This is a genomic window from Shewanella submarina (genome assembly GCF_042646185.1).
GTDB lineage: Bacteria > Pseudomonadota > Gammaproteobacteria > Enterobacterales > Shewanellaceae > Shewanella > Shewanella corallii.
Genome location: NZ_JBHRTD010000015.1, coordinates 298,635 through 322,092, shown reverse-complemented (window position 1 = coordinate 322,092; position 23,458 = coordinate 298,635). Strand labels below are relative to the sequence as shown.

The 23,458-nt window shown below is 55.2% G+C and carries 22 protein-coding genes; 4 read left to right on the top strand and 18 right to left on the bottom strand.

The annotated features are described in order from the left end of the window. Positions 1 to 76: 76 nt before the first annotated feature. On the bottom strand, positions 77 to 1,303 hold the full coding sequence (gene hutI / locus ACFOE0_RS13295) for an imidazolonepropionase (RefSeq protein WP_248937025.1): 1,227 nt from the start codon (positions 1,301 to 1,303) through the stop codon (positions 77 to 79). A 161-nt stretch (positions 1,304 to 1,464) separates the two neighbouring features. Between hutI and hutC the strand changes: the two genes are divergently transcribed. The 3 genes from hutC to hutH all read left to right on the top strand — a co-directional run bounded on the left by hutC (position 1,465) and on the right by hutH (position 5,622). Next, complete coding sequence (gene hutC / locus ACFOE0_RS13290; RefSeq protein ID WP_248936767.1) at positions 1,465 to 2,169, top strand: histidine utilization repressor; 705 nt, start codon at positions 1,465 to 1,467, stop codon at positions 2,167 to 2,169. A 156-nt stretch (positions 2,170 to 2,325) separates the two neighbouring features. Then, complete coding sequence (hutU, locus tag ACFOE0_RS13285; RefSeq protein ID WP_115136612.1) at positions 2,326 to 3,996, top strand: urocanate hydratase; 1,671 nt, start codon at positions 2,326 to 2,328, stop codon at positions 3,994 to 3,996. Positions 3,997 to 4,089: 93 nt separating this feature from the next. Next, the gene (gene hutH / locus ACFOE0_RS13280; protein WP_248936768.1) at positions 4,090 to 5,622 is read left to right on the top strand and encodes a histidine ammonia-lyase; all 1,533 of its coding nucleotides are present in this window, start codon (positions 4,090 to 4,092) and stop codon (positions 5,620 to 5,622) included. A gap of 409 nt (positions 5,623 to 6,031) precedes the next feature. On the opposite strand, the gene ACFOE0_RS13275 is transcribed toward hutH, so the two are convergent. Next, the gene (locus tag ACFOE0_RS13275; protein ID WP_248936769.1) at positions 6,032 to 7,333 is read right to left on the bottom strand and encodes a mechanosensitive ion channel family protein; all 1,302 of its coding nucleotides are present in this window, start codon (positions 7,331 to 7,333) and stop codon (positions 6,032 to 6,034) included. Positions 7,334 to 7,535: 202 nt separating this feature from the next. Between ACFOE0_RS13275 and ACFOE0_RS13270 the strand changes: the two genes are divergently transcribed. Next, a complete protein-coding gene (locus ACFOE0_RS13270; protein ID WP_248936770.1) occupies positions 7,536 to 9,974 on the top strand; it encodes a putative bifunctional diguanylate cyclase/phosphodiesterase in 2,439 nt (812 codons plus the stop codon). A gap of 16 nt (positions 9,975 to 9,990) precedes the next feature. On the opposite strand, the gene ACFOE0_RS13265 is transcribed toward ACFOE0_RS13270, so the two are convergent. From ACFOE0_RS13265 to ACFOE0_RS13190, 16 genes are all read right to left on the bottom strand, one after another. Continuing rightward, positions 9,991 to 10,275: a hypothetical protein gene (locus tag ACFOE0_RS13265; RefSeq protein ID WP_248936771.1), complete on the bottom strand. Its 285-nt coding sequence runs from the start codon at positions 10,273 to 10,275 to the stop codon at positions 9,991 to 9,993. A 2-nt stretch (positions 10,276 to 10,277) separates the two neighbouring features. Further along, the gene (locus ACFOE0_RS13260; protein ID WP_248936772.1) at positions 10,278 to 10,709 is read right to left on the bottom strand and encodes a PilZ domain-containing protein; all 432 of its coding nucleotides are present in this window, start codon (positions 10,707 to 10,709) and stop codon (positions 10,278 to 10,280) included. Between the two features lie 5 nt (positions 10,710 to 10,714). Next, positions 10,715 to 11,707 carry a flagellar motor protein MotB gene (locus ACFOE0_RS13255; RefSeq protein WP_248936773.1) on the bottom strand — a complete coding sequence of 331 codons (993 nt, stop codon included), beginning with the start codon at positions 11,705 to 11,707 and terminating at the stop codon, positions 10,715 to 10,717. After that, entirely contained in the window at positions 11,707 to 12,561 is an 855-nt protein-coding gene (motA, locus tag ACFOE0_RS13250; RefSeq protein WP_248936774.1) for a flagellar motor stator protein MotA, read from the bottom strand. The genes ACFOE0_RS13255 and motA overlap by 1 nt, the downstream gene beginning before the upstream one ends. A 19-nt stretch (positions 12,562 to 12,580) precedes the next feature. Next, entirely contained in the window at positions 12,581 to 13,300 is a 720-nt protein-coding gene (locus ACFOE0_RS13245) for an RNA polymerase sigma factor FliA (protein WP_248936775.1), read from the bottom strand. An 8-nt stretch (positions 13,301 to 13,308) separates the two neighbouring features. Then, positions 13,309 to 13,755, bottom strand: coding sequence for a flagellar basal body-associated FliL family protein (locus ACFOE0_RS13240; protein ID WP_248936776.1), 447 nt, complete (start codon positions 13,753 to 13,755; stop codon positions 13,309 to 13,311). A gap of 13 nt (positions 13,756 to 13,768) precedes the next feature. Next, the gene (locus ACFOE0_RS13235) at positions 13,769 to 15,088 is read right to left on the bottom strand and encodes a flagellar hook-length control protein FliK (RefSeq protein ID WP_248936777.1); all 1,320 of its coding nucleotides are present in this window, start codon (positions 15,086 to 15,088) and stop codon (positions 13,769 to 13,771) included. After that, positions 15,078 to 15,494 (bottom strand): hypothetical protein, encoded by a 417-nt coding sequence (locus ACFOE0_RS13230; protein ID WP_248936778.1) that lies wholly within the window; start codon positions 15,492 to 15,494, stop codon positions 15,078 to 15,080. The genes ACFOE0_RS13235 and ACFOE0_RS13230 overlap by 11 nt, the downstream gene beginning before the upstream one ends. A gap of 9 nt (positions 15,495 to 15,503) precedes the next feature. Next, positions 15,504 to 15,884 carry a flagellar export chaperone FliS gene (gene fliS, locus ACFOE0_RS13225; RefSeq protein WP_115136692.1) on the bottom strand — a complete coding sequence of 127 codons (381 nt, stop codon included), beginning with the start codon at positions 15,882 to 15,884 and terminating at the stop codon, positions 15,504 to 15,506. A 14-nt stretch (positions 15,885 to 15,898) separates the two neighbouring features. After that, the gene (fliD, locus tag ACFOE0_RS13220; protein ID WP_248936779.1) at positions 15,899 to 17,254 is read right to left on the bottom strand and encodes a flagellar filament capping protein FliD; all 1,356 of its coding nucleotides are present in this window, start codon (positions 17,252 to 17,254) and stop codon (positions 15,899 to 15,901) included. 340 nt (positions 17,255 to 17,594) lie between these two features. Continuing rightward, the gene (locus ACFOE0_RS13215; RefSeq protein WP_248936780.1) at positions 17,595 to 18,395 is read right to left on the bottom strand and encodes a flagellin N-terminal helical domain-containing protein; all 801 of its coding nucleotides are present in this window, start codon (positions 18,393 to 18,395) and stop codon (positions 17,595 to 17,597) included. 104 nt (positions 18,396 to 18,499) lie between these two features. Next, a complete protein-coding gene (locus ACFOE0_RS13210) occupies positions 18,500 to 19,516 on the bottom strand; it encodes a hypothetical protein (protein ID WP_248936781.1) in 1,017 nt (338 codons plus the stop codon). Positions 19,517 to 19,599: 83 nt separating this feature from the next. Then, complete coding sequence (flgL, locus tag ACFOE0_RS13205; protein ID WP_248936782.1) at positions 19,600 to 20,517, bottom strand: flagellar hook-associated protein FlgL; 918 nt, start codon at positions 20,515 to 20,517, stop codon at positions 19,600 to 19,602. 14 nt (positions 20,518 to 20,531) lie between these two features. Continuing rightward, positions 20,532 to 21,908 (bottom strand): flagellar hook-associated protein FlgK, encoded by a 1,377-nt coding sequence (flgK, locus tag ACFOE0_RS13200; RefSeq protein WP_248936783.1) that lies wholly within the window; start codon positions 21,906 to 21,908, stop codon positions 20,532 to 20,534. Continuing rightward, a complete protein-coding gene (locus ACFOE0_RS13195; protein WP_248936784.1) occupies positions 21,905 to 22,327 on the bottom strand; it encodes a rod-binding protein in 423 nt (140 codons plus the stop codon). Before ACFOE0_RS13195 ends, flgK begins: the two co-directional genes overlap by 4 nt. Next, on the bottom strand, positions 22,327 to 23,457 hold the full coding sequence (locus ACFOE0_RS13190; RefSeq protein WP_248936785.1) for a flagellar basal body P-ring protein FlgI: 1,131 nt from the start codon (positions 23,455 to 23,457) through the stop codon (positions 22,327 to 22,329). Before ACFOE0_RS13190 ends, ACFOE0_RS13195 begins: the two co-directional genes overlap by 1 nt. Position 23,458 lies beyond the last annotated feature (1 nt).

Below are 23,458 nucleotides of genomic sequence, written 5' to 3'. Positions count from 1 at the left end.
AGCCCACGAGGTTCTGCCAAGCGCAGCTTGGCTACCCAATCAAAAGCCAAATGAAATTTGGCTAGCCCCATCTAAATCATTGATGTATGAGTTTCCCACCCTTAACTACATGAACAAGCGGATTGCGTCCATAGGAATACGCCAGCTCTGCCGGACTGGAAATATCCCACAGGCAGAAGTCGGCCTGCATGCCGACATCCAATACACCGACTTTGGACTCGATACCCAGTGCTTTGGCGGCGTTGCGGGTCACACCTGCCAGTACCTCTTCGGGTGTCAGGCGGAACAGGGTGCAGCCCATGTTGAGCATCAACAGGGTAGAGCAGATTGGTGAGGAGCCGGGGTTGTAGTCGCTGGCGATGACCATGGGTACCTGGTACTGACGCAGCAGGTCGATTGGAGGCAGCTTGGTTTCCCGCAGGAAGTAAAATGCGCCGGGCAGCAGGGTGGCGCAGGTGCCGCTGGCGGCGATGGCTTTAACCCCTTCTTCATCCAGATACTCGATATGATCCACTGACTTGGCGCCCAGATTGGCTGCCAGTGCCGAGCCGCCCATATTGGACAGTTGCTCGGCGTGCAGCTTGATATCCAAACCGCGGGCTTTGGCGGTGGCCAGTACCTTTTGGGTTTGTGGCAGGTCGAAGGCAATGTTCTCGCAGAATACATCCACGGCGTCGGCCAGGTTCTCTTCCAGCACGGCGGGGATCATCTCTTTGACCACCAAGTCCACGTAATCATTGGCTCTGTCTTTGTACTCAGGCGGTACGGCGTGGGCACCCAGGAAGGTGGTTTTGACATCCACATGGTGGTGTTTGCCCAGCTCACGGGCAACCCGCAGCATCTTGAGCTCTGTGTCTTTATCCAGGCCGTAGCCGGACTTGATTTCAACCGTGGTGACCCCTTCTTTGGCCAGTGCATTCAAACGCTTGCGACCAAGCTCAAACAGCTCACCTTCGGTGGCTTCACGGGTGGCTTTTACTGTGGAAAGAATGCCGCCGCCGGCGCGGGCTATCTCTTCGTAGCTGGCGCCATTAAGGCGCATTTCAAATTCATTGGCGCGGTTGCCGCCGAAGATAAGATGAGTGTGGGCATCAATCAGGCCCGGGGTGACCCAGCCGCCATTGCCTCTGTAAACCGGGGTTGCCATAACATCGAATTCCGGCAGGTCGGCGCGACTGCCCATCCACACAATTCTGTCGTTCTTAATGGCGATAACGCCATCGCGGATAGCACCGTAAGGCTCTGAATTGTCGGGGTTCATTGTGGCGATATTAAGATCAATCCAAACCTGGTCCCAGTCCATCATCCGTTCCACTCCGTGTTGCTCTATAGTGAATAATGTAAACGCACTTGTATTTACTTGTATATACAAGCTACGATTGTAGCCGCTTTTTCAGTCAGATTGAAACAAGCAGCCGAACTTAGGTATTCGAACTTAGGGTAACCGGACGAAAGGAACAGGTCATGGCCACAGCAAAGTTCACGCTTATCAAACAGCATATCACCGGCAGGATTGAAGCGGGAGAATGGCAGGAAAATGCTCAGGTACCTTCTGAGAATCAGTTGGCTGAGCAGTTTAACTGCAGCCGCATGACGGCTCGTCGTGCCCTGACCGAACTGGTTGAGGCCGGGGTGCTGGAACGCTCGCAGGGGCTGGGCACCTTTGTGGCGTCACTGAAGTCCCAATCCTCCATGTTGGCCATTCGTAATATCGCCGATGAGATTAAAGAGCGTGGCCATGGTTACAGTGTTGAGCAGCTGGATCTGGAAGAGATAGATGCCATTGCCCCCATCGCCATTGCGCTGGGATTGGAAGAGGGCGATAAGGTATATCGCTCTGTGTTGCTGCACTGCGAACAGGGCACCCCGCTGCAACTGGAGGAGCGCTTTATCAATCCCAAGCTGATCCCCGATTATCTGAGTCAGGATTTCAGTCAGATCACTCCCCATGAATACCTGTCGACTGTCGCCCCTCTGACTGAAGCCCGTCACATTATTGAGGCTATTCCAGCCGGTCAGCAGCTGAAAGAGCAGTTGCACCTGAAAGCCAATGAGCCCTGTTTACAGATTTTACGCCGCACCTGGTCACGCCATGGTGTGGTGAGTTTTGCCCGTTTGGTACATCCGGGCAGTCGCTTCCGGGTAGGCGGTCACCTGACCTTCAAATAGGCCCGTGGCAAGCGTTTGCAAGCCAAAGTTATACAAGTAGTTATACAAGTAAAACGACCAGTAACACGGTAAAAATTCAGCAATACAACAAAGGGATTCTCTGGAAACCCAGCCTGCGAAGACAGGCGCAGGAGAACCCACAACAAGGAACATAAGATGGATAAGAGACACGACCCGACCCGCAAGATCATTGCGCCCCATGGCTCTGAAATCACCTGTAAGAGCTGGTTGACCGAAGCCGCCATGCGCATGTTGATGAACAACCTGCACCCGGATGTGGCCGAGCGCCCTGAAGACCTGGTGGTGTACGGTGGTATCGGCCGCGCTGCCCGTGACTGGCAGTGCTACGACAAGATTATTGAAGTACTGCAGCGTCTGGAAGATGACGAGACCCTGCTGGTGCAATCCGGTAAGCCGGTGGGCGTGTTCAAAACCCATGCTGATGCGCCTCGTGTGCTGATCGCCAACTCCAACCTGGTACCACACTGGGCCAACTGGGAACACTTTAACGAGCTGGATAAGCAGGGCCTGGCCATGTACGGCCAGATGACCGCAGGCAGCTGGATCTACATTGGTACTCAGGGCATTGTGCAGGGCACCTATGAAACCTTTGTGGCTGTCGCCAAGCAACACTTTGACGGCGTAGCCAAAGGTCGCTGGATTCTGACAGGTGGTCTGGGCGGTATGGGCGGTGCACAGCCGCTGGCCGGTACCATGGCCGGTTTCTCTGTGATCGCCTGTGAAGTGGATGAAACCCGTATCGATTTCCGTCTGCGCACCCGTTATGTAGACAAGAAAGCCCACACCCTGGATGAAGCGCTGGAGATGGTGAAAGCCGCCGATGCTGAAGGCAAGCCTGTGTCTGTTGGCCTGCTGGCCAATGCGGCCGATGTGTTTGCCGAGCTGGTAGAGCGTGGCATTACCCCGGATGTGGTGACCGACCAGACCTCTGCCCATGACCCGCTGAACGGCTACCTGCCACAGGGTTGGACTATGGAGCAGGCCAAAGAGATGCGCGCCAAAGATGAAGCGGCTGTGGTTAAGGCGGCCAAAGAGTCTATGGCGGTGCAGGTTAAGGCGATGCTGGCCCTGCAGGAGCGCGGTGCAGCGACCCTGGACTATGGTAACAACATCCGCCAGATGGCTCTGGAAGTGGGCGTGGAAAATGCCTTCGACTTCCCCGGCTTTGTACCTGCCTATATCCGTCCTCTGTTCTGTGAAGGTATTGGTCCTTTCCGCTGGGCTGCCCTGTCCGGTGACCCGGAAGATATCTACAAGACAGATCAGAAGGTGAAAGAGCTGATCCCCGATGACCCACACCTGCACAACTGGCTGGATATGGCCCGCGAGCGTATCGCCTTCCAGGGGCTGCCTGCCCGTATCTGTTGGGTTGGCCTGAAAGACAGAGCCCGTCTGGCGCTGGCCTTTAACGAAATGGTGAAAAACGGCGAACTGAGCGCCCCGGTAGTGATTGGTCGCGACCACCTGGATTCCGGCTCTGTTGCCAGCCCCAACCGTGAAACCGAATCCATGATGGATGGTTCAGATGCCGTATCTGACTGGCCGCTGCTGAATGCGCTGCTGAACACTGCCGGTGGTGCGACCTGGGTATCTCTGCACCATGGTGGTGGTGTGGGCATGGGCTTTAGTCAGCACTCTGGTGTGGTGATCTGCTGTGACGGCTCAGATGCCGCAGCCAAGCGGGTGGGTCGCGTGCTGTGGAATGACCCAGCCACCGGCGTAATGCGCCATGCCGATGCGGGCTACGACATAGCTAAAAACTGCGCCAAAGAGCAGGGCCTGGACCTGCCCATGCTGGAAGATTAATCGCACGGTTTTGCTACTCATTCTACTAAGAATAATTAAGCGCAACGCCGGGTCACAGGCTCGACCTGCCCGACGTTGCCGGAGAAGTCATTGATGGAACATATTGTTATCCACCCGGGTAAGCTGACCCTGTCTCAGCTGCGTCATATCAGCCGCCATGCGGTGAAGGTTTCGCTGGCAGATGCCGCGCTGGAAGGTATTCACAAGAGTGCTGCCACAGTGCAGCAGGTACTGGATGAAGGCCGCACGGTTTACGGCATTAACACAGGCTTTGGTTTGCTGGCCAACACCAAGATTGCGCCGGAAGATCTGCAGTTGCTGCAGCGCTCCATTGTGCTGTCCCATGCCGCCGGTACCGGCCAGTATATGCAGGACGCCACAGTGCGTCTGATGATGGTGCTGAAGATTAACTCCCTGTCCCGCGGTTTTTCGGGTATTCGCCTGCAGGTGATTGAGTTTCTGATGAGCCTGCTGAATGCCGAAGTTTACCCCTGTGTACCAGAAAAAGGTTCCGTGGGCGCTTCCGGTGATCTGGCGCCGCTGTCTCACATGTGCCTGCCGCTGCTGGGCGAAGGTGAAATGAGCTACAAGGGGCAGATCCTGTCAGCCAAAGAGGGTCTGGAGATTGCCGGTCTTGAGCCGCTTGAGCTGGCTGCCAAGGAAGGTCTGGCACTGCTGAATGGTACTCAGGCATCCACTGCACTGGCGCTGGAAGGTCTGTTCCACGCTGAAGATCTGTTTGCCGCTGGCAGCGTCATTGGCGCCATGAGCGTTGAAGCCGCCATGGGCAGTCGCAGCCCGTTCGACCCACGTATTCATGAAGTGCGCGGTCAGAAAGGCCAGATAGATTCAGCTGCGGTATTCCGTCACCTGCTGGGTGAAGAGTCTGAGATCAGCCTGGCTCACGTGGATTGCGAAAAGGTGCAGGACCCTTACTCACTGCGCTGTCAGCCCCAGGTGATGGGTGCCTGTCTGACCCAAATTCGCCACGCTGCCGAAGTGCTTGAAGTTGAAGCAAACGGCGTGACCGATAACCCGCTGGTGTTTACCGACAATGGTGACATTATTTCCGGCGGTAACTTCCACGCAGAGCCTGTGGCCATGGCGGCGGATAATCTGGCGATTGCTATTGCTGAGCTGGGTGCCATTGCCGAGCGCCGTATTGCTTTGCTTATCGACTCCAACCTGTCCAAACTGCCCCCTTTCCTGGTGGAAAACGGCGGCGTGAACTCAGGCTTTATGATTGCCCAGGTCACTGCGGCGGCGCTGGCGTCTGAAAACAAGACCTTTGCCCACCCGGCATCAGTAGACAGTCTGCCAACCTCTGCCAACCAGGAAGACCATGTCTCCATGGCGACCTTTGCCGCCCGTCGTCTGCGGGATATGGCTGAGAACACCCGTGGTGTGCTGGCAGTGGAGTTGCTGGCGGCGGCTCAGGGTCTGGATTTCCGTGCACCGCTCAAGCCTGCTGATGCGGTGGCCGAAGCGAAGGCAGAGCTGCGCGAACTCGTGGCCTACTATGACAAGGACAGATACTTTGGTCCTGACATTGAGAACGCCACTCACCTGCTGTGCGGCGCTTCTTACAACCGCTTCCTTCCTGCTGGCCTGATGCCAAGCTTCTAAGCAGCAACTGCGGTCATAGTTAAAACCATAAAGAGCCTGACTCCTGATGAGTCAGGCTCTTTTGTTTTTGTCGAATGGTTGTGGCGAAAGACTAAAACTCGAAAGCTGCGAACCACGAAGGACAAAAAGGACACGAAGAAAAGCCTGGGCAAGTTTTCTCTTCGCTCTTACTTCGTGTTCTTCGTGCAGCGAACGCAGTGAGTGCTTCGTGGCCAATTGCTTTTAAAAAGCTGAAGAGCTGCTAACCACGAAGGACACAAAGGACACGAAGAAAAGCCTGGTCGGGTTCTCTCTTCGCTCTTACTTGGTGTTCTTCGTGTAGCGAACGAAGTGAGTGCTTCGTGGCCAATTGCTTTAAAAAAGACCCCGGCTGGCGCCGGGGTCTCGGTGTTCTCATATTGGCTGAGCGCTACTGCTGGGTTGGCGCAGTAGGCTGCGTGCTCCTGCGGCGCAGTAACTGGGTGTTGATATTGCGCATATCTTCCCCGGTTGGGTTCTGGAATGGTCTCAGGCCGAACTCGGGCAGAATCGCAAACACATGGTCGAACAGATCTGCCTGAATGTCTTCGTAGAAGCCCCAGCGGGTATCATTGGTAAACACATATATCTGGATAGGTAAGCCGGTAGGGCCGGGTTCCAGCTGGCGTACCAACATGGTCATATCCTTGCGGGTATGCTCACTTTTAAGCAGGTACTCCTTCATATAAGCGCGGAAGGTACCCACATTGGTAAGGTAGCGCCCATTCACCGGATCATCACCGGACTCGATACTCTGGTTATATTCGGTCAGCTGCTGCTTCATGCCCGCCAGATACTCTTTCAGCAGGTTAATGCGCTCCAGGCGGTTGATGTCTTCTATTGTCAGAAAGCGGATTGAGTCCACATCAATATTGACTGATCGGGTGATGCGACGGCCGCCGGATTCCGACATGCCGCGCCAGTTTTTAAAGGCGTCCTGCACCAGGGCGTAAGCCGGGATCATAGTTAAGGTGTTGTCCCAGTTACGCACTTTGACTGTGGTCAGAGAGATCTCTTCAATGGAGCCGTTGGCGCCATACTTATCCATCTGGATCCAGTCACCCTGGCTCACCATGCGGTTGGCTGCAAGCTGGATACCGGCTACAAAACCCAGAATGGTGTCGCGGAATACCAACATCACCAAACCGGTTGCCACACCCAGACTGGAGAGGAAAATAACCGGGGACTGGTTGGCCAGTACCGAGATACACAGAATGATGCCCACAAAGAAGAGGAACAGCTTACACAGCTGCACAAAGCTTTTGATTGGCATACGGCGGCTGACCAGATTGATATCGGCAATCTCGTTGGCGGCATCGAGCGAGGCGTAGGCCGCTCGTATCATGAGCACCACGATGGCGACGCTGAGCAGTCGGTCGACCACACTGGAGAGCAGGGCGTGTTCAGACAGCGCGATGGGGATTAGCAGGTTGATAACCAGTGCCGGTACCAGCAGTGCCAGCTTCTCAAGCACTTTAAAGTGCATAAAGCTGTCATCCCAGCTGGCTTTGGAGCGCTTGATCACCACATTGATGGCACGGATAACCCCGCGGCGCACTATGATGTAGGCGATAAGTGCAGTCACCAGACTGGCAATAATCAGTACCAGGGTGGGAATCCCTTCAGAGGGTTGTGCATCTATGCCTATGGCCGTCAGCCACTCAGCAATTTGGTGCCTGAGTCTCTCGTCCAATCTTGAATCTCCAATATTCAGCTTGTCGCTAGGGTTATAACCCTAGATTATCAGAAAATTCTCAGCAGTCGCCTCTCGGGTATATCACAATTACATGTTGTAATAATTTGAACTCAGTTTGTTTTTGCGCTCGGCCGGGTTAACAGTTAGCATTGGGCGGTCGCTTTGATTGCATATAAATTCAAATAATTAAAGGTACTTGGTGCGTATTTTTTCCCGCCCGCCGTTGATGTTGTTGGCTGCCTTATTGCTGGTGTTGATCGCCGGGGTGACCCTGGGCGTCGGCTTCAGATATGAAGGTTTGCAACAGGTCGCACAGGCCAAAGAGGACACCCAGGCAAGGCTGAATCAGCAACTTCAGCGAATGTCCCATGTGTTGCGCAATGCCCTGAAGCAGGGGGATGTCAGCCGTGTGCGCCAGGAACTCTCTCTTATCACCATCGACCTTAATTTCCTCTCTTTTCTGGTTCTCAGTCCATCCGGGCACATTGATTACGCCAACTACCTTATCTGGGAAGGCAATAATGCCGGGGAGATGATTGCCGGTTACTGGCCCAGGCTGCACCAGCAAGCACTTAAGCACAATGAAGCTATCTTCAGCTTCGACGACTCCTCCGACCGACTGCAAAGTTATTTCCCCGTATCTGGCTTCGATAATGGGCAAGGGCAGTTTCTCCTGTTTGTTCAATACGATATCAAACCAGAACTGAAAGCCCTGCAGCAGGGACTTAAGCAGAGATTTTATGTACTCGCCATGTTGGCGGTGTTGGTTATCGTACTGGCTCTGGTTTTGCTCTACATGATAGTGATCAGACCGCTGGGCTCCATCGCATCAGATGGACCGATACAGGGCTACGCCACCCGTGAGTTCAAACTTATTCAGAAAAAGCTGCACTGGTATCGACAGCAGCGCAAACAGCTGCAGGAAAGATTAAGCGACAGTGAGCAGCGCTGGCTGTTTGCTGTGGATGGTTCGCAAAACGGTATCTGGGACTGGAATATCGCGACGGGTCAGGTGTATCTGTCTGAACGCTGGAAGGGCATGTTGGGCTATCGTCCGGATGAGCTTGAGTCTGACTTTGAGGCCTGGACTACCCGGGTGCATCCCGATGATAAAGAGCGTGTACTGGAAGAGCTGAACCAGTTTATCGACGGTACCATTCCCGAGTTTGAGAATGTGCATCGCCTCAAGCACAAGGATGGTCACTATGTGTGGGTGCTGGACCGGGCTATGCAGGTAAGCTGGGATATGCGTGGTAATCCGACCCGGATTATCGGCTCCCACACAGATGTGTCTGAGAATATCCGCAATGAAGAAGCGATTGCGTTCCAGGCCAATCATGATGCCCTGACCCATCTGGCCAACCGCAGCGCTGTGATGGATACGTTGGAGCAGCATCTGCAACAGGCAGATGAGCATACCCGCACTGCAGCCCTGTTTGTGCTGGATCTGGATAACTTCAAAACCATTAACGAAGCCCTCGGGCATCAGGCCGGTGATCGCCTGTTGGTGCAGGTGGCAAACCGCTTATCCGGCTATTTTGCCAATAACGCGCTGGTGGCCCGGCTGGGCGGTGATGAGTTTGCCGTGCTGGCTTACGGTGTTGGTCAGGATGCCGACACGGCCACCAATCGGGCGCTGGCCCTTGGTGGCGGGATTCGCCGTTTGATGTCCCGCCCCTTTATGCTGGACAGTCAGCCCATGACCATCTCCGCCAGTGTGGGAATTTGCCTGGTGGACAGTCGTCCTGACTCCCCCGAAGACTTGCTGAAGTGGGCAGATATCGCCATGTATCAGGCCAAGCAGGAAGGGCGTAACCACTGCTGCGTTTATAACGAGGCGATGGAACATAACGCCATGGACAGCCTGTGGCTTCACAATGAGCTGAGATACGCCATAGAGAGAAACCAGTTTTGCTTGGTGTTTCAGCCGATTATGGATGCCAGAGGCGAGGTGGTCAGTGCCGAAACCCTGTTGCGCTGGTATCACCCTGAGCGGGGCTTTATTTCACCCGCTGAGTTTATCCCAGTGGCGGAGAACTCAGGTGTGATTCTGGATATAGGCAACTGGGTACTGGAAGAGGTGTGCCGCTTCGTGGTGCGGATGCGCAGCTCAGGTCAGGATGTGCCGGCGATTGCGGTTAACGTCAGTGCCCGTCAGTTTAATCAATCCGGCTTTGCCCCTCAGTTGTTTGACCTGCTGGAGCGCACTCAGGTGGACTCGTCGGCGATGGAACTGGAAGTGACCGAATACGCCCTGCTGAATAATGTCGACGCTATCAGCGAACGTATGGCGGCGTTGAAGGAACACGGTCTGCATATTGCCATCGATGACTTTGGTACCGGCTATTCCTCGTTGAGCTATCTGCAGTCACTGCCGCTGTCGCGTCTTAAGGTGGACGCCTCTTTTGTACAGAAGATCGGGGAAGACAGCGCCTCAGACGCCATAGTCAAAGCTGTGGTGGATATGGGCCACTCACTGGGACTGGAAGTGGTGGCAGAAGGGGTGGAGACCAAGGAGCAGCTGAGGTATCTGCAACAGTTGGGATGTGACTACTTCCAGGGCTATCTGTTCAGTAAGCCGCTGGCTGAAGGGGACTTTATTACCTACATTCAGCGACAGCGGCAACTGGCAGTGTAATCTTAGAAGCCTGGGATCAGCTAAAGAAGTACCAGGCGGTCAGCACATAGCTGCCAATGGCACTGCCGACCACAGGATAGATAAGATATCCATCGTCGGTACGGCGGGCTCTGCGGAAGCAAATTCCCACCATCAGCAGGTTATAAACCAGCAACAGACCGGAGCTGATGACCGCGTATCTGGCACTCATTCCCTGAAGGTTGAGTGTCAGCCAGATCAGCATCAGCCACCCCAGCAAAATCAGATACAGAAACACCTTTTGTGGCCCGTCCGGGCCCTTTCGATTAAACGCACTAGACATAGTTAACGCCCATCATCCATGAATAAACTGTTCATTCCTTTATCTCTTGGAAAACGGTACTGACGTTTTTTGGCGCGTACCCACTTCATGGCCTGCAACAGCAACTCATCACTGACCTGCCGATAACTGGCACCGTAAAACTTCAATGGTCCCTGCACCCTGCGTCCATGGGTAATCACCACTGGTAAACTGATGTCGTCCATTCTGAGCTTCAGCTCCTGGCCTGAGTGCAGGCTGGTACTGGAGATAAGGCCAACGCCTCCCCGGCTGATATCCTTGATATTGGCCATGCCGATACGGCCCGGCTTCCACCATTGTGGATGGTGCAAACTGACGGTCACGCCGTCACAGGCCAGCAGCAGATCTGAATCCGTGCTCAACCTCAGGCTGATTCTGGGGTGAGCTCTGCGGGGATCTTCCCGGTGTTGTTTCATTGCACTCAGCGCTCCAATACAGAGGCTGCGCCAGGGTACCTGGCTTTGGGTTGATTCATTTCTGCGGCTTCCCTTGCCTGTGGCAGCATCTCTCCGGTCAGCAGGCGGGACAGTTTTCCGGCCGCATCCTGAGTCAGCACCATGATTTCAATTCTGCGATTTTTGGCATGATAAGGGTCTTCAGGGATCAGCGGGACTTTGGCTGCCATTCCTGTGACCTGTAACAGCTGATTTGGGTGTACGCCACTGTACTCCAGCGTCTGGCGGGCGATTAACGCTCTGTCTGCCGACAGCTCCCAGTTGGTATAGCTGCGGCCCACATAGGGCAGGGCATCGGTATGGCCTGAAACCGTCAGACCGTTTTTGACCTGACCCAGCAAGGGAGCCAGCGCCATCAGCAGGTCTTCAAAATAGGGCTGCATCTGTGCCTGCCCCAGTTTGAACATGGCTTGATGTTCGCTGTCGTGGATCAGAATACGTATTCCCTGAGGCAGTATCTGCAGGGCGACATTGGAGCCCATCTGCGCCGCTTCAATGACCTGATTGATCTCCCGTGCCAGCAACTCCAGCTGAGCCTGGGTGGCGAACTCTCCGGGCACCAGCGAGTTCAGCTCAGGGCCCAGTCCGGCCTTGGTCTGCTTTTCCCCTTCCGGCACCCTGACATGCATAGAGGCACCGGCTCTGTCGGTACCTGCGTGGTGGGTGGGAATCGCGCCGGGCTGCACCTGCATATTGCCCTGCAGGTCGATCAGTGAAGGACTGTTACTGATATCAAAGGGGTTCATTTCACCGGCGGCAAACAGGTCACCATTGATATATTGCACCACCATTTCCCGCTCTTTCTGATCGGCAACCTGAATAATCCAGAGCACCATAAACAGCGCCATCATGGCCAGGGTAAAGTCGGCAAATGCCACCTTCCAGGCACCACCGTGCGCCGCATGCTTTCCGCCCCGGGGGCGCTTGCGGATAATGACAGGATCGTTGGAGACAGCCATCAGAAGCGTTGCTCCATCAGCATCTGCTCCAGTTCAATAAAGCTGGGGCGGTTTTCCAGTTGGATCTGCTTACGACCAGCGTCAATCGCCTGCATAGGCGGTTTGCCCTTGGCGAAGGTAGACAGCATGGCGGAGATACAACGCAGCCGGGTGACTTCACGCTCCACCTGATGTTCCAGTGCTTTGGACAGGGGGTCGAACAGGCAGTAACAGGCGAAGATACCGATAAAGGTTCCCACCAGAGCGGCCGCCACTTTAACGCCAATCAGGGTAATGGGACCGTCGATATTGGACATGGTGATAATAATGCCCATCACCGCCGCCAGAATACCGAATCCCGGCATAGCCTCGGCGATCTTGGCCACAGCTTCTGACGGACGCAGAGCGTCGTGCTCGATGCGGTGGATCTCTTCTTCCAGAATCACCTCCAGATCATGGGCGGAGATCTTACCTATGGATTGCAATCTGAGGTTATCGATCAGGAACTGCAGCACCTGAGGGTGCTCCAGCACAGTGGGATACATTAAAAACAGTGAGCTTTCGTTGGGGTTTTCAATATGGGCGTCCAGCACCTTCAAACCCTGGGACTGGATCTGGGTCATCAGCATGCTCATCAGGCCAAACAGCTGCGGATACAGCTCCGGGTCTTCCTGCTCTTTGGACAGATTGCGACACTGGGTCAGCATCTCCAGCAGGACTGGCTTGGGTGTGGCGATGACCAGAGCACCGATACCTGCGCCGAAAATAATCAAAATTTCAGCGGGTTGCCACAGAGCACCCAGCAGACCGCCTGCCCAGACGTAGCCGCCGAACACAGACAAGATAATGACCACCAATCCCACAAGTTTATTCATTTGCTGTCACCTGTTTGAGTCAGCGCCACTCCTGATACAGCCCATTCAGCTGTTTCACTGCCGCCTTGTGCAGCTGGCAGATACGGGTTTCCGTCAGGCCGAGGGTGGCGGCGATCTCCTTTAAATTCAGTTCATGTTGATAATAAAGCGACAGGATCACCTGATCTCTTTTGGCTAATTTGCGGATAGCGGCTTCCAGGGTTTTATGGCGCTGAAATCTGTCGATTTCGCCTTCGTCCTGACCCGGCTCCTGACCGCCGGCCAGCATGTCATCCAGGCTGGCCATGGACTCGGCCTGAATGGCGAACAGCCGCTGGCGGTAATCCTCGGCCGACAGCGACAGGGCATCGGCGACTTCGTTATCTTTGGGCGGGCGGGCCAGCTCCCGGGTTAATCTGCGCACCGTGTCGTTGAGCTCGTGGGCCTGTTGCCTTACCGGGCGGGGACGCCAGTCCTGACGCCTGAGTTCGTCCAGAATGGCACCGCGGATACGCTGACCGGCAAAGGAGATAAAGCCGGGGTCATAATCCCCCGGGTAGCGTCGTCCCGCTTCCAGCAACGCCATCATGGCGATCTGCTCCATATCCTCCGGCTCCATCATGGGGCCGCAGTGGCTGCGCAAAGAGGAGACGCAGCGCTTTACCAGAGGCAGATACTGAGACATCAGCTGAGCTTCGGTCAGACGCTTGGCTGATTGCTGTTGGGGTTCCTGATAGGCCAGTTGTTCCACGTTCACCATAGCGCCTCCTATTGAATGACCAGTCGGGTAAAGAGCACGTCGTCAATCTTCACGGCGAACTTGTTGGCACTCAGTACATTGGTCAGCAGATCTTTGGCTTCCTGTTGCAGCTGCTCCAGATTTTTGGGCTTGTTGAGCTCATCCACCTGCTTACCGGCGAACATCTTCATCAAAGAGTTGCGCACCAGTGGATCAGCTTCTGCCAGTTGATGTTTGGCATTGGCAGAGGAGGATTTAAGCGCCAGCTCCAGCAGCACATAGTGCTGATACTCTTTGCCCGGCACTGAAATGATAAAGCGCTCCAGCGGATAGAATCTGGGTGTGGGCTGGGCGACCTGTTGCTGCTCAAATACATCCCCCATCAGGGTGGGAGATTGCCAACCCAGGTAGAAGGCACCGGCGCTGCAGCCAAGGGCGATGGTCAGGGTTTTAAGGTGCTTTTTCATAAAGGACATAAGGTCTCCTTGGTCAGGCCAGCAGATTGAGATCTGAGCTGGCGGTCGGACGCTGAGGTTGTGAACCTGTGTCCGAATCACTGAGGTGCGTGGCGGATATGCGCTGGCTATCCTGATGTGAATGGGCCTGGCGCTGGTCGGTGTCGCCTCCCTGTTGGCCTACATCCAGTTGAATATCGCCCTGATGATCCTGGGCCAGTTCGGCGCGCAGGCGTTCAAGACCGCTTTGCAGTGCATCGCGGATATGGTTGTTGGCAGCGTGCATTTGAATATGCAGGCGGTCACCGTCGAGACGAATGTTCAGGTCGACCTTGCCCATATCCGGCGGGTCCAGCCTGAGCTCTGCCTTCTGGATATGCTGATCCAGTTGGAATCTGAGTTGCTCACGCAGGGGCTGCAGCAGTTCTCTGGCGTGTTGTGGAACCTGAGCATTGGGGGTCAGTGGAAGTGGCCCCCATTGGCTGACGGTTTGACGACTCGCCTGACTGGCATCCACTTGAGTCTGGGCATCGGCCGCCGCGGTCAGTGGCGACAGGAGTTGAGCCTGTGGCGCACTGCGCATCAGCTCTCCGGCACTGCGTTGGGTTAACCAGTCAGCCGGACTGGCTTCTGCGCCGGGCAGAGTTGTTCCTTGCAGTGACGATAATGTCCCTCCCGAAAGGGAGGAGAGAGATTGGGTATGACCGCTTGCCTGGGTCAGACTGGTTTGCGGCGCAGTGCCTGCTGTCGCGCTTACCGCTGCTGTGGTCGCGCTGTTGCCATCAATCAAGCCGGACGCGGTTACCTGAGCCTGGCTCTGGCCATACGCAGCAACAAAAGGTGTAGCAACAGCAGGCCCGAAGAGTGGCTGTGCAGGTGTGTTCAGAGCAGAGTCCTGTCCTTTCGGCTGGCCATTGAGCGGATTGCCGGGCTGAGCTAAAGGTTGGGCTGTGGACTGAGGGTTAAGTTGGGCATGGGTGCCTGTCACTGCGCCTGACGTTTGTCCCGAGTGCACAGCTGAGAACTGAGTGGACAGCGGCGTACCTGCCTGATGAGAGGCATATGCAGTATGCTGGCTGAAGCCATCGACCTCAGGTTCTGTGGTCTCATCCCGGGGCAATGACGCCTGAGACGTTTTGTCTGTGTCCCTGGCTTTCCCGGTGCTGGCTTGCTCGGCGCTGGCCTGCTTACTGGCCTGACGGCGATATTCCGCAAAGCTGCCACTGTCACCGGGCTCAGTTGAGGTCTGCTCATCTGCTTTATATTGCGGCTGTAGTGAATCAGTCCCGGAAGATCCCTTAATCTGGCTGTGAGAGTGCGCCTGGGGCTGAGCGTAAAGAAGTTCAATTGCCATAGGGGGAGGAATATCCTTTACCTTGTCGCTGGGGCTGCTCTGGCTTTGTGGTGACTGTGGCGCCTGAGCTCAGGGCTGACTGTGAGCTCAGGGCTGATTCGGAGCTCAAGGCTGTCATCGCATAAGCGTTCAAACCATCCTGACTGGCGCGGAAGCTCTGCATGGTTTCCGCCAGCTGATCTTTGTCCTGTTGCAGGCGATGGATAATGGCCTGATGGCACTGTGCCAGCTCCTGTCTGGCCACCAGTTCAGCATGGTTACGGGGCTGCCCACGTTTAATCAACGCGTTAACCAGTTTGCGGTTAACCGCCCGCAGGGCATCAAGGTCACCATTGTCGGCATGGGTCACCAGCGCATGTTGAAACTGTTTCCAGTACTGGACTTCCCTGTTGGAGGAGTTATTCATCTGCATACCTCAGTTCAGGTTGGCCCAGCCTTCCTGGATCTGGGTGATCACCTCGACCACAGGCTGCAGTGCTTTGGGGTTGTTATCGACACTGGCGCTGACCAGCTGACGGCTGCAGTAGTCGTACAGACGATTCAGGTTCACCGCTACTTCACCGCCATTGTCCATATCCAGCATGGAGTCCAGACCGTGCACTATGTTGAGGCACTTGTTTATGCTCTTACCTTTGTCTTCAAAGGCCTTACGCTGCATGTGGCCGGCGGCACGGGCCAGCTCTTCCAGCAGACCTTCCAGCAGCATGCGTACCATTTCATGGGGATTGGCCGAGGCCGCGCGGGCCTCAAGGCTGGCCTGACGGTAGCCGCTGAAAGGGTCTTGTTCATTTAGCATCATGGGAGGTGTCCTCAGTAAAACAGCATGCTGGCGGAGTTCATTTCGTTGATGGCGGATTCCATCGCAGTGAACTGCCCCAGGTAGATCTGGTATCTCTGTTCCATCAGCCGGTTGTGTCGGTCGATGTTGTCTTCCACCCGGTTTATCTGACCGTCCAGAGTGTCTTTCTTGTTGTCGAGATAGCCGTCGAATTTGGTGAAGGGCTCAATGGTGTTTTCCAGCTGATCAACCAGGCCACCCTTAGAGGTGAACATCTCTGTGATACCGGCCGGATTGTTTTTCAGGGCATCAGTCAGCTTTTCAGAGTCGATCTCCAGCTTGCCGCTACGGGTCAGCTCAATACCGATATCGCCAAGACGCATGCCGTTGGGGGCGTCGGCAAACACGATATTGCGCAGTTTGCTCTGCAGGTTACGTATGGTGCTGTCGCCCTTGAGAATGCCTATCTGGTCTTCGTCGACTGAGGTGGGACGATCGTCATCATCATCCTTGTCCTCATCGTCTTTATCCTTGTCGTCCTCATCCAGAGCTTCTGCGCCCATGGAGCGGGTCAGTGAGTTGATCTGATCCAGCAGGTCGTTGACCGCATCGACAAAGTCTTCTACCGCTTGTTCGCTGGCCTCATAGTCAGCTTTAACGCTGATCATGCTGGACTCACCGGCAGCGTGGGTTTGTCTGAGCTCGATATCCATGCCATCAATCACATTGGTCAGCTGATTGGAGCTGCTGGAGATAGCGATACCATTGAGGGTGATCTGGGCATCCTGGGCGGCACGGCGCTCTGTCATACCCCAGTCAGCGCCATCCATAGTCACAGAGATGGTGCTGGCTGCACCGGTGTCTTTGGCTGTCATCATCAGCTCGACCTGGCCGCCGGTACGAACCAGACTGGCCTGCACACCCGGGTTGTCAGGATGGTCGTTGATCATGTCTCTCAGGCTGGTGACGGTTTTGCTGCCATCGGCATTCAGCACAGACATATCCAGATCAAGCTGCTTACCGCCGACATTGATACTCAGCACGCCGGATGTTGGCAGCAGGTCGGTTTCTGAGCCGAAGGTCTTACTCAGCTGATGGGCCTGGGCAAGCTGGTGTACCTGCAGCTCATAATCGCCGGCAGGAGAGTCTGGGCTGACGGTCACAGTGGCGTTTTCGCCGGTGACATCCGCCTTCTTGGCTTCGAAGGAGCCGTTCTCCAGCTTTTCCAGCTTGCTGATGATCTTGTCCATAGATCTGTCCAGCAGCTTGTAGGCATCAAGCTGGTCTTCATATTTGTCCATCTTGGCTTTGTACAGCTGGTCTTTGCCCATACGCTCGGCTGCGATCAGTTGTTCGGCAAATTGGGCGCCGCTCATTCCGGAAATCATGCTTATCCTCCTGCGCTGGTCCGGGCGCAGGCTATGGGTTGAGTCTCTGCTCTGCCATAGCAAGCCATATGCCAGCTGTTTAAAGTTATGTAAGGCTCAGTTTTTAAAGCGATTACTGTTTTGGTTGAGCACCGGGGGAAATCCTGGATTTCCCCTGTAAAGAGGAAGAGGCGGAACCGAAATTTCCTGTGTTTCCTGCCTGTTCTCTGTTGTTTAAGGCGGCAGTGGCAAGGGTGGTTTAAAGCCGGGGCGGGAGATTTATTGGGGTAATTGGGAACAGGGCAATAAAAAACGCCCTTCGAAGAGGGCGTTGGCAGACAACATAGGAAAGGAGGAGGTATTAGCCCAGCAGACCCATAACCAGACCAGTGTTCTGGTTGGCCTTGGACAGTACGTTGGTACCGGCCTGAACCAGCAGCTGGTTCTTGGTCATGGCAGCAGATTCAGTGGCGAAATCAGCGTCCATGATGCGGCCTGCAGCAGCAGTTGTGTTTTCGGTGACGTTAGCCAGGTTGGACGCAGTGTGCTCCAGACGGTTGATGTTGGCACCCAGATCAGAGCGCGCAGTACCTACTTGATCGATGTAAGTGTTGATTTCGTCGATAGCATCAGTCGCGTTGGCTTGAGTTGTCAGGTCTCCGGTCAGAGCAGTAGGGCTTGTAATGCCTACGTTCAGTTTTTCAGTGCTGCTTGCACCAATTTGGAAATCAACACCAGCGTTCAGTTTGGTGAACAGGTTGTTACCTGCGTACTCGGTGTTGCCTAAGATACGGGCTGCTTCAGTCTTCAGCGCTGTAAATTCTTCATTCAGCGCGGTCAGGTCAGCGGAAGAGTTCACGCCGTTGGCAGCCTGGGTCGCCAGTTCTTTCTGACGCTCAGCGATATTGGTCAGCTCGTCCAGGGCACCGTCAGCAGTCTGCAGCATGGAAGTCGCATCGTTAACGTTACGGCTGGCAGTGGTCATACCCACTACGTTGGCATTCAGGCGGTTGGCGATCTGCAGACCGGCTGCATCGTCATCAGCGCCGTTGATGCGCAGACCTGTGGACAGACGCTCCATGGCAGTGGACAGCAGACTGTTGTTCTTGTTTACAGAGTTCTGAGCTACCAGAGAAGAGTAGTTAGTGTGTACAGACAGCATGGTTAAGTCTCCGTTGCGAAATTATTCATGTCTCAGAGAAAAAAGAGCGACAGGGAAAAACCAAACTGAATTTATTACTGAAAATATTTTATAACTTGTTGTATTTAAACTTCTTTTAGTAGGTCTTTTGCCTGATTGCGTCCCAGGTTTGCCTGAGCCAACAGGGCTTTAAGCTGCTCGGAGAAGGGGCTTTTGGCAAATTGATTGCTGATGGTTTCCAACAATTCCGGCTCTGGGGTGTCCGGGCGGGTATGCAACACATTCCCCAGGTGAGCCAGTTGGGCTCTGGTCTGGCGGATTTGTGCTTCCAGCTTGCGACAGGTCTTGGTCAGTTTTATCTCAGTTTGCTGCAAACCCTGAGCCGTTTTCAGATCCCACTCTCTGGGGTCCTGCCAGTGCAACTGCTCCTGCACCTTAATCAGTCGGGTGTCTCCCGCCGGTAGTCTTTGGCCCTGTCCTTTCAGCAGCAGTCCCTCTTTGAGCAGTGGCCACTGGCTGTCATCACACTCAAAAATGGATTCGCTGCCATCAAAACTGACCTGTAATCCGGCCGGGGACAGTGCACGGGTCAGCTGTTCACACAGAGAGTGACCATCATCACCGGCAGCCAGCGTGATACTCAGTATCAGCGGACCTTCAGCTGTGGGCAGTTGCAGGGTGATCTGCTCGTCTCTGGCTTTACTTGAGGCAAGGTTGACCGACTTAAGGCGGAAGCGACGACGCAAAGCACGCTGTTGATTCAGTCTGAGATTAAATTGATGGTCCAGCAGCGGCAGCCCAAGGTAGCTGGGTTGTTGACGGCTTAATTCGCCACGCAGCTGTTCCAGTTGTGCCTGTGCCTGAGGTTGTTGGTTGCGGGCCTGGGGTAGCAGCTGCAACATCTGTTTCAGCATCTGATGTATCTGACTTTGTGCCTGTACAGCCAACTGTGCAGAGCTGACCCTGTGCTGGGCTTCAGTCATTTTGGCCCAGCGTTCAAACGCCGCATGGCGGAACTGACCCACAAGCAGCTGCGGCTGTTGTTGGGCAGGGGAATTGCCTGTGGCTGTGGATTTTACCGTTTGGCTGACCGGGGCGAGTTGTCCCGCCAGCTTAAGCGCGTCGGATACACCGTTAATCATATTGCTGGGTTCTTAATAGAAAGGCGGCATCAGTCTAAGAGAGCCGATGCCGCAAGGGAAGTCGTGATGCGCCAGAGCCGGTATTACATATGGTTAAACAGGGTCAGCTGACTGATTTTGACAAAGCTCTGCTGGGACACCTGCAGAGCCGTCAATCGCATCTGAAATTCAGATACGGCACTGGGGTAGTCCAGCGCTTCGGTTTCGCCTATCACCTCTTCGTTAAACAGCACCATCTCTTCGTGTGCGCCTTTGGCCAGCTCCAGGCTGTTCTGCTTGCCACCGATATCGGTAATCGCAGCGTTAAAGCTGTCCATAGAGTCGTTGAGCGTGGTCATCATGCCGGACACCAGATTATCGAAACCGGCTTCTCCCGGTCCCTGAGCCGGGTCATTGAGGGCATCGATCAGCTGCTGAGTCTGGTTGAGGATATCCATGCTGCCGTTGGCAAACATAAACTCTCCCGCGGTGACATTGGCCTCGGTCCAGGCGTTGGCAGAGGTTTGTACCTCTCTGTGGTTGTTGTCACCCTGATACACATACTGGCCGCTGGCATCTTTGGCTACCGCCGGGGTGTTGGTCAGGTTACCGGAGAACAGGTAGTTGCCCGCCTCATCTTTGGCGTTAACACTGTCGACCATGCTCTCCAGCAGTTCGGTCAGCTCGCTGGCATAAGCTGCCCTGTCTTCGGCAGAGGAGCTGCCGTTGGCGGCCAGTAAGCTGATCTCCCGCATCCTGTTTTGCAGGTCTACCATACCTGACAGGTAGGTTTCGCTGCGCTCCAGACTGGAGGAGAGGGAGTCGATGTTGTCGATATACTGCTCTGTGGCCGCCAGGTGACGTTCGCTGGTCAGCACTTTTACCGTGCCGATCGGGTCGTCGGAGGGACGCAGAATCGCCTTGCTGCTGGCCATCTGTTGTTCCAGATGCGCCATGGTGCTGAGGCTGCTTTGCATGCTGTAGATATTGGATGTGTACATGTTCAACATGGCAACGCGCATGATGAATTCTCCTGTTACTTAAAGCTGGAAAGCAGTGACTGGAAAAGTTGATCAGCAGTGGCAATCACTCTGGCATTGGCCTGGTATGCCTGCTGATAGATGATCAGGTTGGCGCCTTCCTCATCCAGGTTTACCCCGCTGGTGGCGGCCCACTGAGTCTGGGCTTCCTTTTGCAGCGCCATGGCGGTGTCCTTGTTCATATCAGCCTGACGGGCGCTGGAACCCAGCTGGCCCACCTTGGACGCAAAGGCATCGCCCATCGAGGCCGTGGTGCCCAGAGACCCAAAGGTAAACTCCTTGTCGGCCAGGGCGATAAGCTCTTTGAGGTTGGCGTTGTCGCCAGGGGTGCCATCTTTACCGAAGGCCAGCATCTCAGGTTTGAGGTTCTTGTTGATCCTCAGGCTGCCGGAGGGGTTACTGGCTTCGTAGATAAACAGCGGCTCTGTCACCGGGTTACCATTGAGGTCTGTGCCGCCCGCCAGTACGCCGTTGATCTCGTCTGCCATGGTGGAGGCCAGTTCATCGATAAAGGCTTTGGACTCGGTGAGGCTGGTGTCTCTGTAGTCGATAAGCGAACCCAGGCTGCCACCGGCTTTTTGATCCAGGGGAAAACTGGCGTCGCCAAACTTGATGGCCAGTACCGACTTGTCCGGGTTGGCTACATCTGTGGTGTTTTGCAGTGTGGCGTGTGTGGTACCGCTCAGCAGGGGCTGGCCTTGAGCCAGGGAGATATTGACCAGCCCCTGACTGTCGGTGACCACGCGAATGTCCATCAGCCCTGCCAGTTCATCAATGGCAGCATCTCTGGCATCCAGCAGGGATGCCGGTGGCGTGCCGCTGGCCTGAGTCGAGCTGATCTCTTTATTGAAACCGGCGATATTTTTCAGCAGGGTGTTCACTTCGCTGACTGAAGCGCCCAACTGGCCTTCAATCTGTTGCTGCTGGGCCGAGATACCTTCGGCAATGGAGTTGAATCTCTGGGCCATACCATTGGCCTCATTCAAAACGGCCTGGCGATAGGCAATCTCATTGGGTTGCTCCAACGCCGAGTTCATGGCGGCAAACAGCTGATCCAGGCCGTTTGAGATATTGTTGCCCTCGGCACCGAATACCTGCTCGATATTGCCGAAGTAACTGTCCTGTACCTGAGCAAAGCCCACATCTGAGCTGGTGCGCCACAGCTGGGCGACCTGATATTGATCTGAAATACGGCGTACACCCTCAACCATGACGCCGGTTCCGGCACCATAAGCGCCACCGCCCACAGAGCTGAAAATCACCTGCTGACGGGAGTACCCCGGAGTCATGCCATTGGTGGTGTTGTTGGCCATGGTTTGCAGTGCCGCCATGCTGGCGTTCAGGCCTGACACTGCCGTGTTGATCATCTTCATTTAGGCTCCTTGGACACCAACGGCAGGATCAAAGCGGGCTGCATGGCGTTGGTGACAGGCTGTTGCTGGACTTGTCCTCTGTCTTGATTGAGGGCGACCGCAGCATCGGTGGACTGAAGTCCGGCTGCCAGTTGTGCGGTCATCACATCGGCCAGACCGGTGGACTGCACCTGACTCAGGTGTCCAGCCAGTTCGCTGTCGTACCAGTCGCGGTACATGCCATCATTCTGGGAGGAGAGCACATTGTCCTCATCGGCCAGTACATCACTGGCGGTGCGCATCTGCTTGAGTACCGTTTGCAGGAACTGAGCCTCAAATTGCTGGCTCACCTGCTTGAGGGCACCATACTCGCCATTGCTTTTAATCAGTTCACCGGCATCCAGTTTGCCCAGTACGCCTTGGTTATTGGTCAGTTTCATTAGATCACCACCAAATCTGCTTCCAGTGAGCCGGCTTCCGCCAGCGCCTGCAGTATCGCCATCAAATCCATTGGAGAAGCGCCCATGCTGTTTACCGCTCTGACTATCTCCTCCAGCGAGGTGCCTTCGGGCCAGATAAACATATGGCCATTACCTGTATCGATATCCACCTGAGAATCACTGGTCACCACGGTTTCACCGGCGGCTTCACCAAAGTAGCCCGCATTGGGCTGGCTGACCTGTTGCTGCTCTGTGATGGTGACGGTCAGGTTGCCGTGGCTGACGGCGGCTTTGCGCACCACTACATCGCCACCCAGCACCACAGTGCCGGTACGGCTGTTGAATACCACTCTGGGGATCTTGCGTCCCTGTTCAAGCTGAACCTCTTCCAGCAGTGACATAAAGGTCACACGTTCACGTTCGGTTTTTGGGGCTCGAACACTGACTTTGGCATGGCTTAGCGCCTGGGCCACATCCGGTCCGAACATGCCATTGATGGCGCGTTCGATATTGCGGGCTGTGGTGAAATTGGGTTGTTTCAGGTTCAGTGTCACCGTCGGGTTTGAAGCAAAGCTGCTGTTGATAGCGGCCTCCAGCAAAGCGCCGTTGGGGATAGTGCCTACGGTCGGCACATTGATGGTGACAGAGGTGCCGTTGCGGCCTTCAGCAGAGACGCCGCCCACCACCAGATTGCCCTGGGCGACCGCATAGATTTCACCGTCCACCGCTCGCATGGGCGTCATCAGCAGGGTGCCGCCCCGCAGGCTTTTGGCATCACCCAGTGAAGACACAGTGACATCCAGTGACTGACCCGGACTGGCCATGGGAGGCACGGTAGCCACTACCGCCACGGCAGCGACGTTTTTCAACTTGGGATCGGTACCATCTTCAATCTGCACACCGAACTGCTTGAGCATGTTCACCACAGACTGACTGGTGAATTTCACCTGAGTTTTGTCACCTGTGCCGTCCAGGCCTACCACCAGGCCATAGCCCACCAGTTGGTTATCACGTATGCCCTGCACATCCACTATGTCCATCAGGTATCTGTCATTGCTGGAGGCATTGGCGGTGAGCGGCATGCCTGCAATGGCAGAGACCAGCATCAGGGCGTAAAAAAATCGCTTCATA

Excerpts from the sequence above, each read along its gene's own strand:
- ACFOE0_RS13235 (WP_248936777.1), bottom strand. The coding sequence starts at position 15,088 with ATGGCAATTGAACTTCTTTACGCTCAGCCCCAGGCGCACTCTCACAGC.
- ACFOE0_RS13240 (WP_248936776.1), bottom strand. The coding sequence starts at position 13,755 with ATGTCCTTTATGAAAAAGCACCTTAAAACCCTGACCATCGCCCTTGGC.
- motA (WP_248936774.1), bottom strand. The coding sequence starts at position 12,561 with ATGAATAAACTTGTGGGATTGGTGGTCATTATCTTGTCTGTGTTCGGC.
- ACFOE0_RS13245 (WP_248936775.1), bottom strand. The coding sequence starts at position 13,300 with ATGGTGAACGTGGAACAACTGGCCTATCAGGAACCCCAACAGCAATCA.
- flgL (WP_248936782.1), bottom strand. The coding sequence starts at position 20,517 with ATGCGCGTTGCCATGTTGAACATGTACACATCCAATATCTACAGCATG.
- hutH (WP_248936768.1), top strand. The coding sequence starts at position 4,090 with ATGGAACATATTGTTATCCACCCGGGTAAGCTGACCCTGTCTCAGCTG.
- ACFOE0_RS13190 (WP_248936785.1), bottom strand. The coding sequence starts at position 23,457 with ATGAAGCGATTTTTTTACGCCCTGATGCTGGTCTCTGCCATTGCAGGC.
- hutC (WP_248936767.1), top strand. The coding sequence starts at position 1,465 with ATGGCCACAGCAAAGTTCACGCTTATCAAACAGCATATCACCGGCAGG.
- ACFOE0_RS13265 (WP_248936771.1), bottom strand. The coding sequence starts at position 10,275 with ATGTCTAGTGCGTTTAATCGAAAGGGCCCGGACGGGCCACAAAAGGTG.
- fliS (WP_115136692.1), bottom strand. The coding sequence starts at position 15,884 with ATGCTAAATGAACAAGACCCTTTCAGCGGCTACCGTCAGGCCAGCCTT.
- ACFOE0_RS13195 (WP_248936784.1), bottom strand. The coding sequence starts at position 22,327 with ATGAAACTGACCAATAACCAAGGCGTACTGGGCAAACTGGATGCCGGT.
- hutU (WP_115136612.1), top strand. The coding sequence starts at position 2,326 with ATGGATAAGAGACACGACCCGACCCGCAAGATCATTGCGCCCCATGGC.
- ACFOE0_RS13215 (WP_248936780.1), bottom strand. The coding sequence starts at position 18,395 with ATGCTGTCTGTACACACTAACTACTCTTCTCTGGTAGCTCAGAACTCT.
- ACFOE0_RS13255 (WP_248936773.1), bottom strand. The coding sequence starts at position 11,707 with ATGGCTGTCTCCAACGATCCTGTCATTATCCGCAAGCGCCCCCGGGGC.
- flgK (WP_248936783.1), bottom strand. The coding sequence starts at position 21,908 with ATGAAGATGATCAACACGGCAGTGTCAGGCCTGAACGCCAGCATGGCG.
- ACFOE0_RS13210 (WP_248936781.1), bottom strand. The coding sequence starts at position 19,516 with ATGATTAACGGTGTATCCGACGCGCTTAAGCTGGCGGGACAACTCGCC.
- ACFOE0_RS13260 (WP_248936772.1), bottom strand. The coding sequence starts at position 10,709 with ATGAAACAACACCGGGAAGATCCCCGCAGAGCTCACCCCAGAATCAGC.
- ACFOE0_RS13230 (WP_248936778.1), bottom strand. The coding sequence starts at position 15,494 with ATGAATAACTCCTCCAACAGGGAAGTCCAGTACTGGAAACAGTTTCAA.
- hutI (WP_248937025.1), bottom strand. The coding sequence starts at position 1,303 with ATGGACTGGGACCAGGTTTGGATTGATCTTAATATCGCCACAATGAAC.
- fliD (WP_248936779.1), bottom strand. The coding sequence starts at position 17,254 with ATGATTTCCGGAATGAGCGGCGCCCAATTTGCCGAACAACTGATCGCA.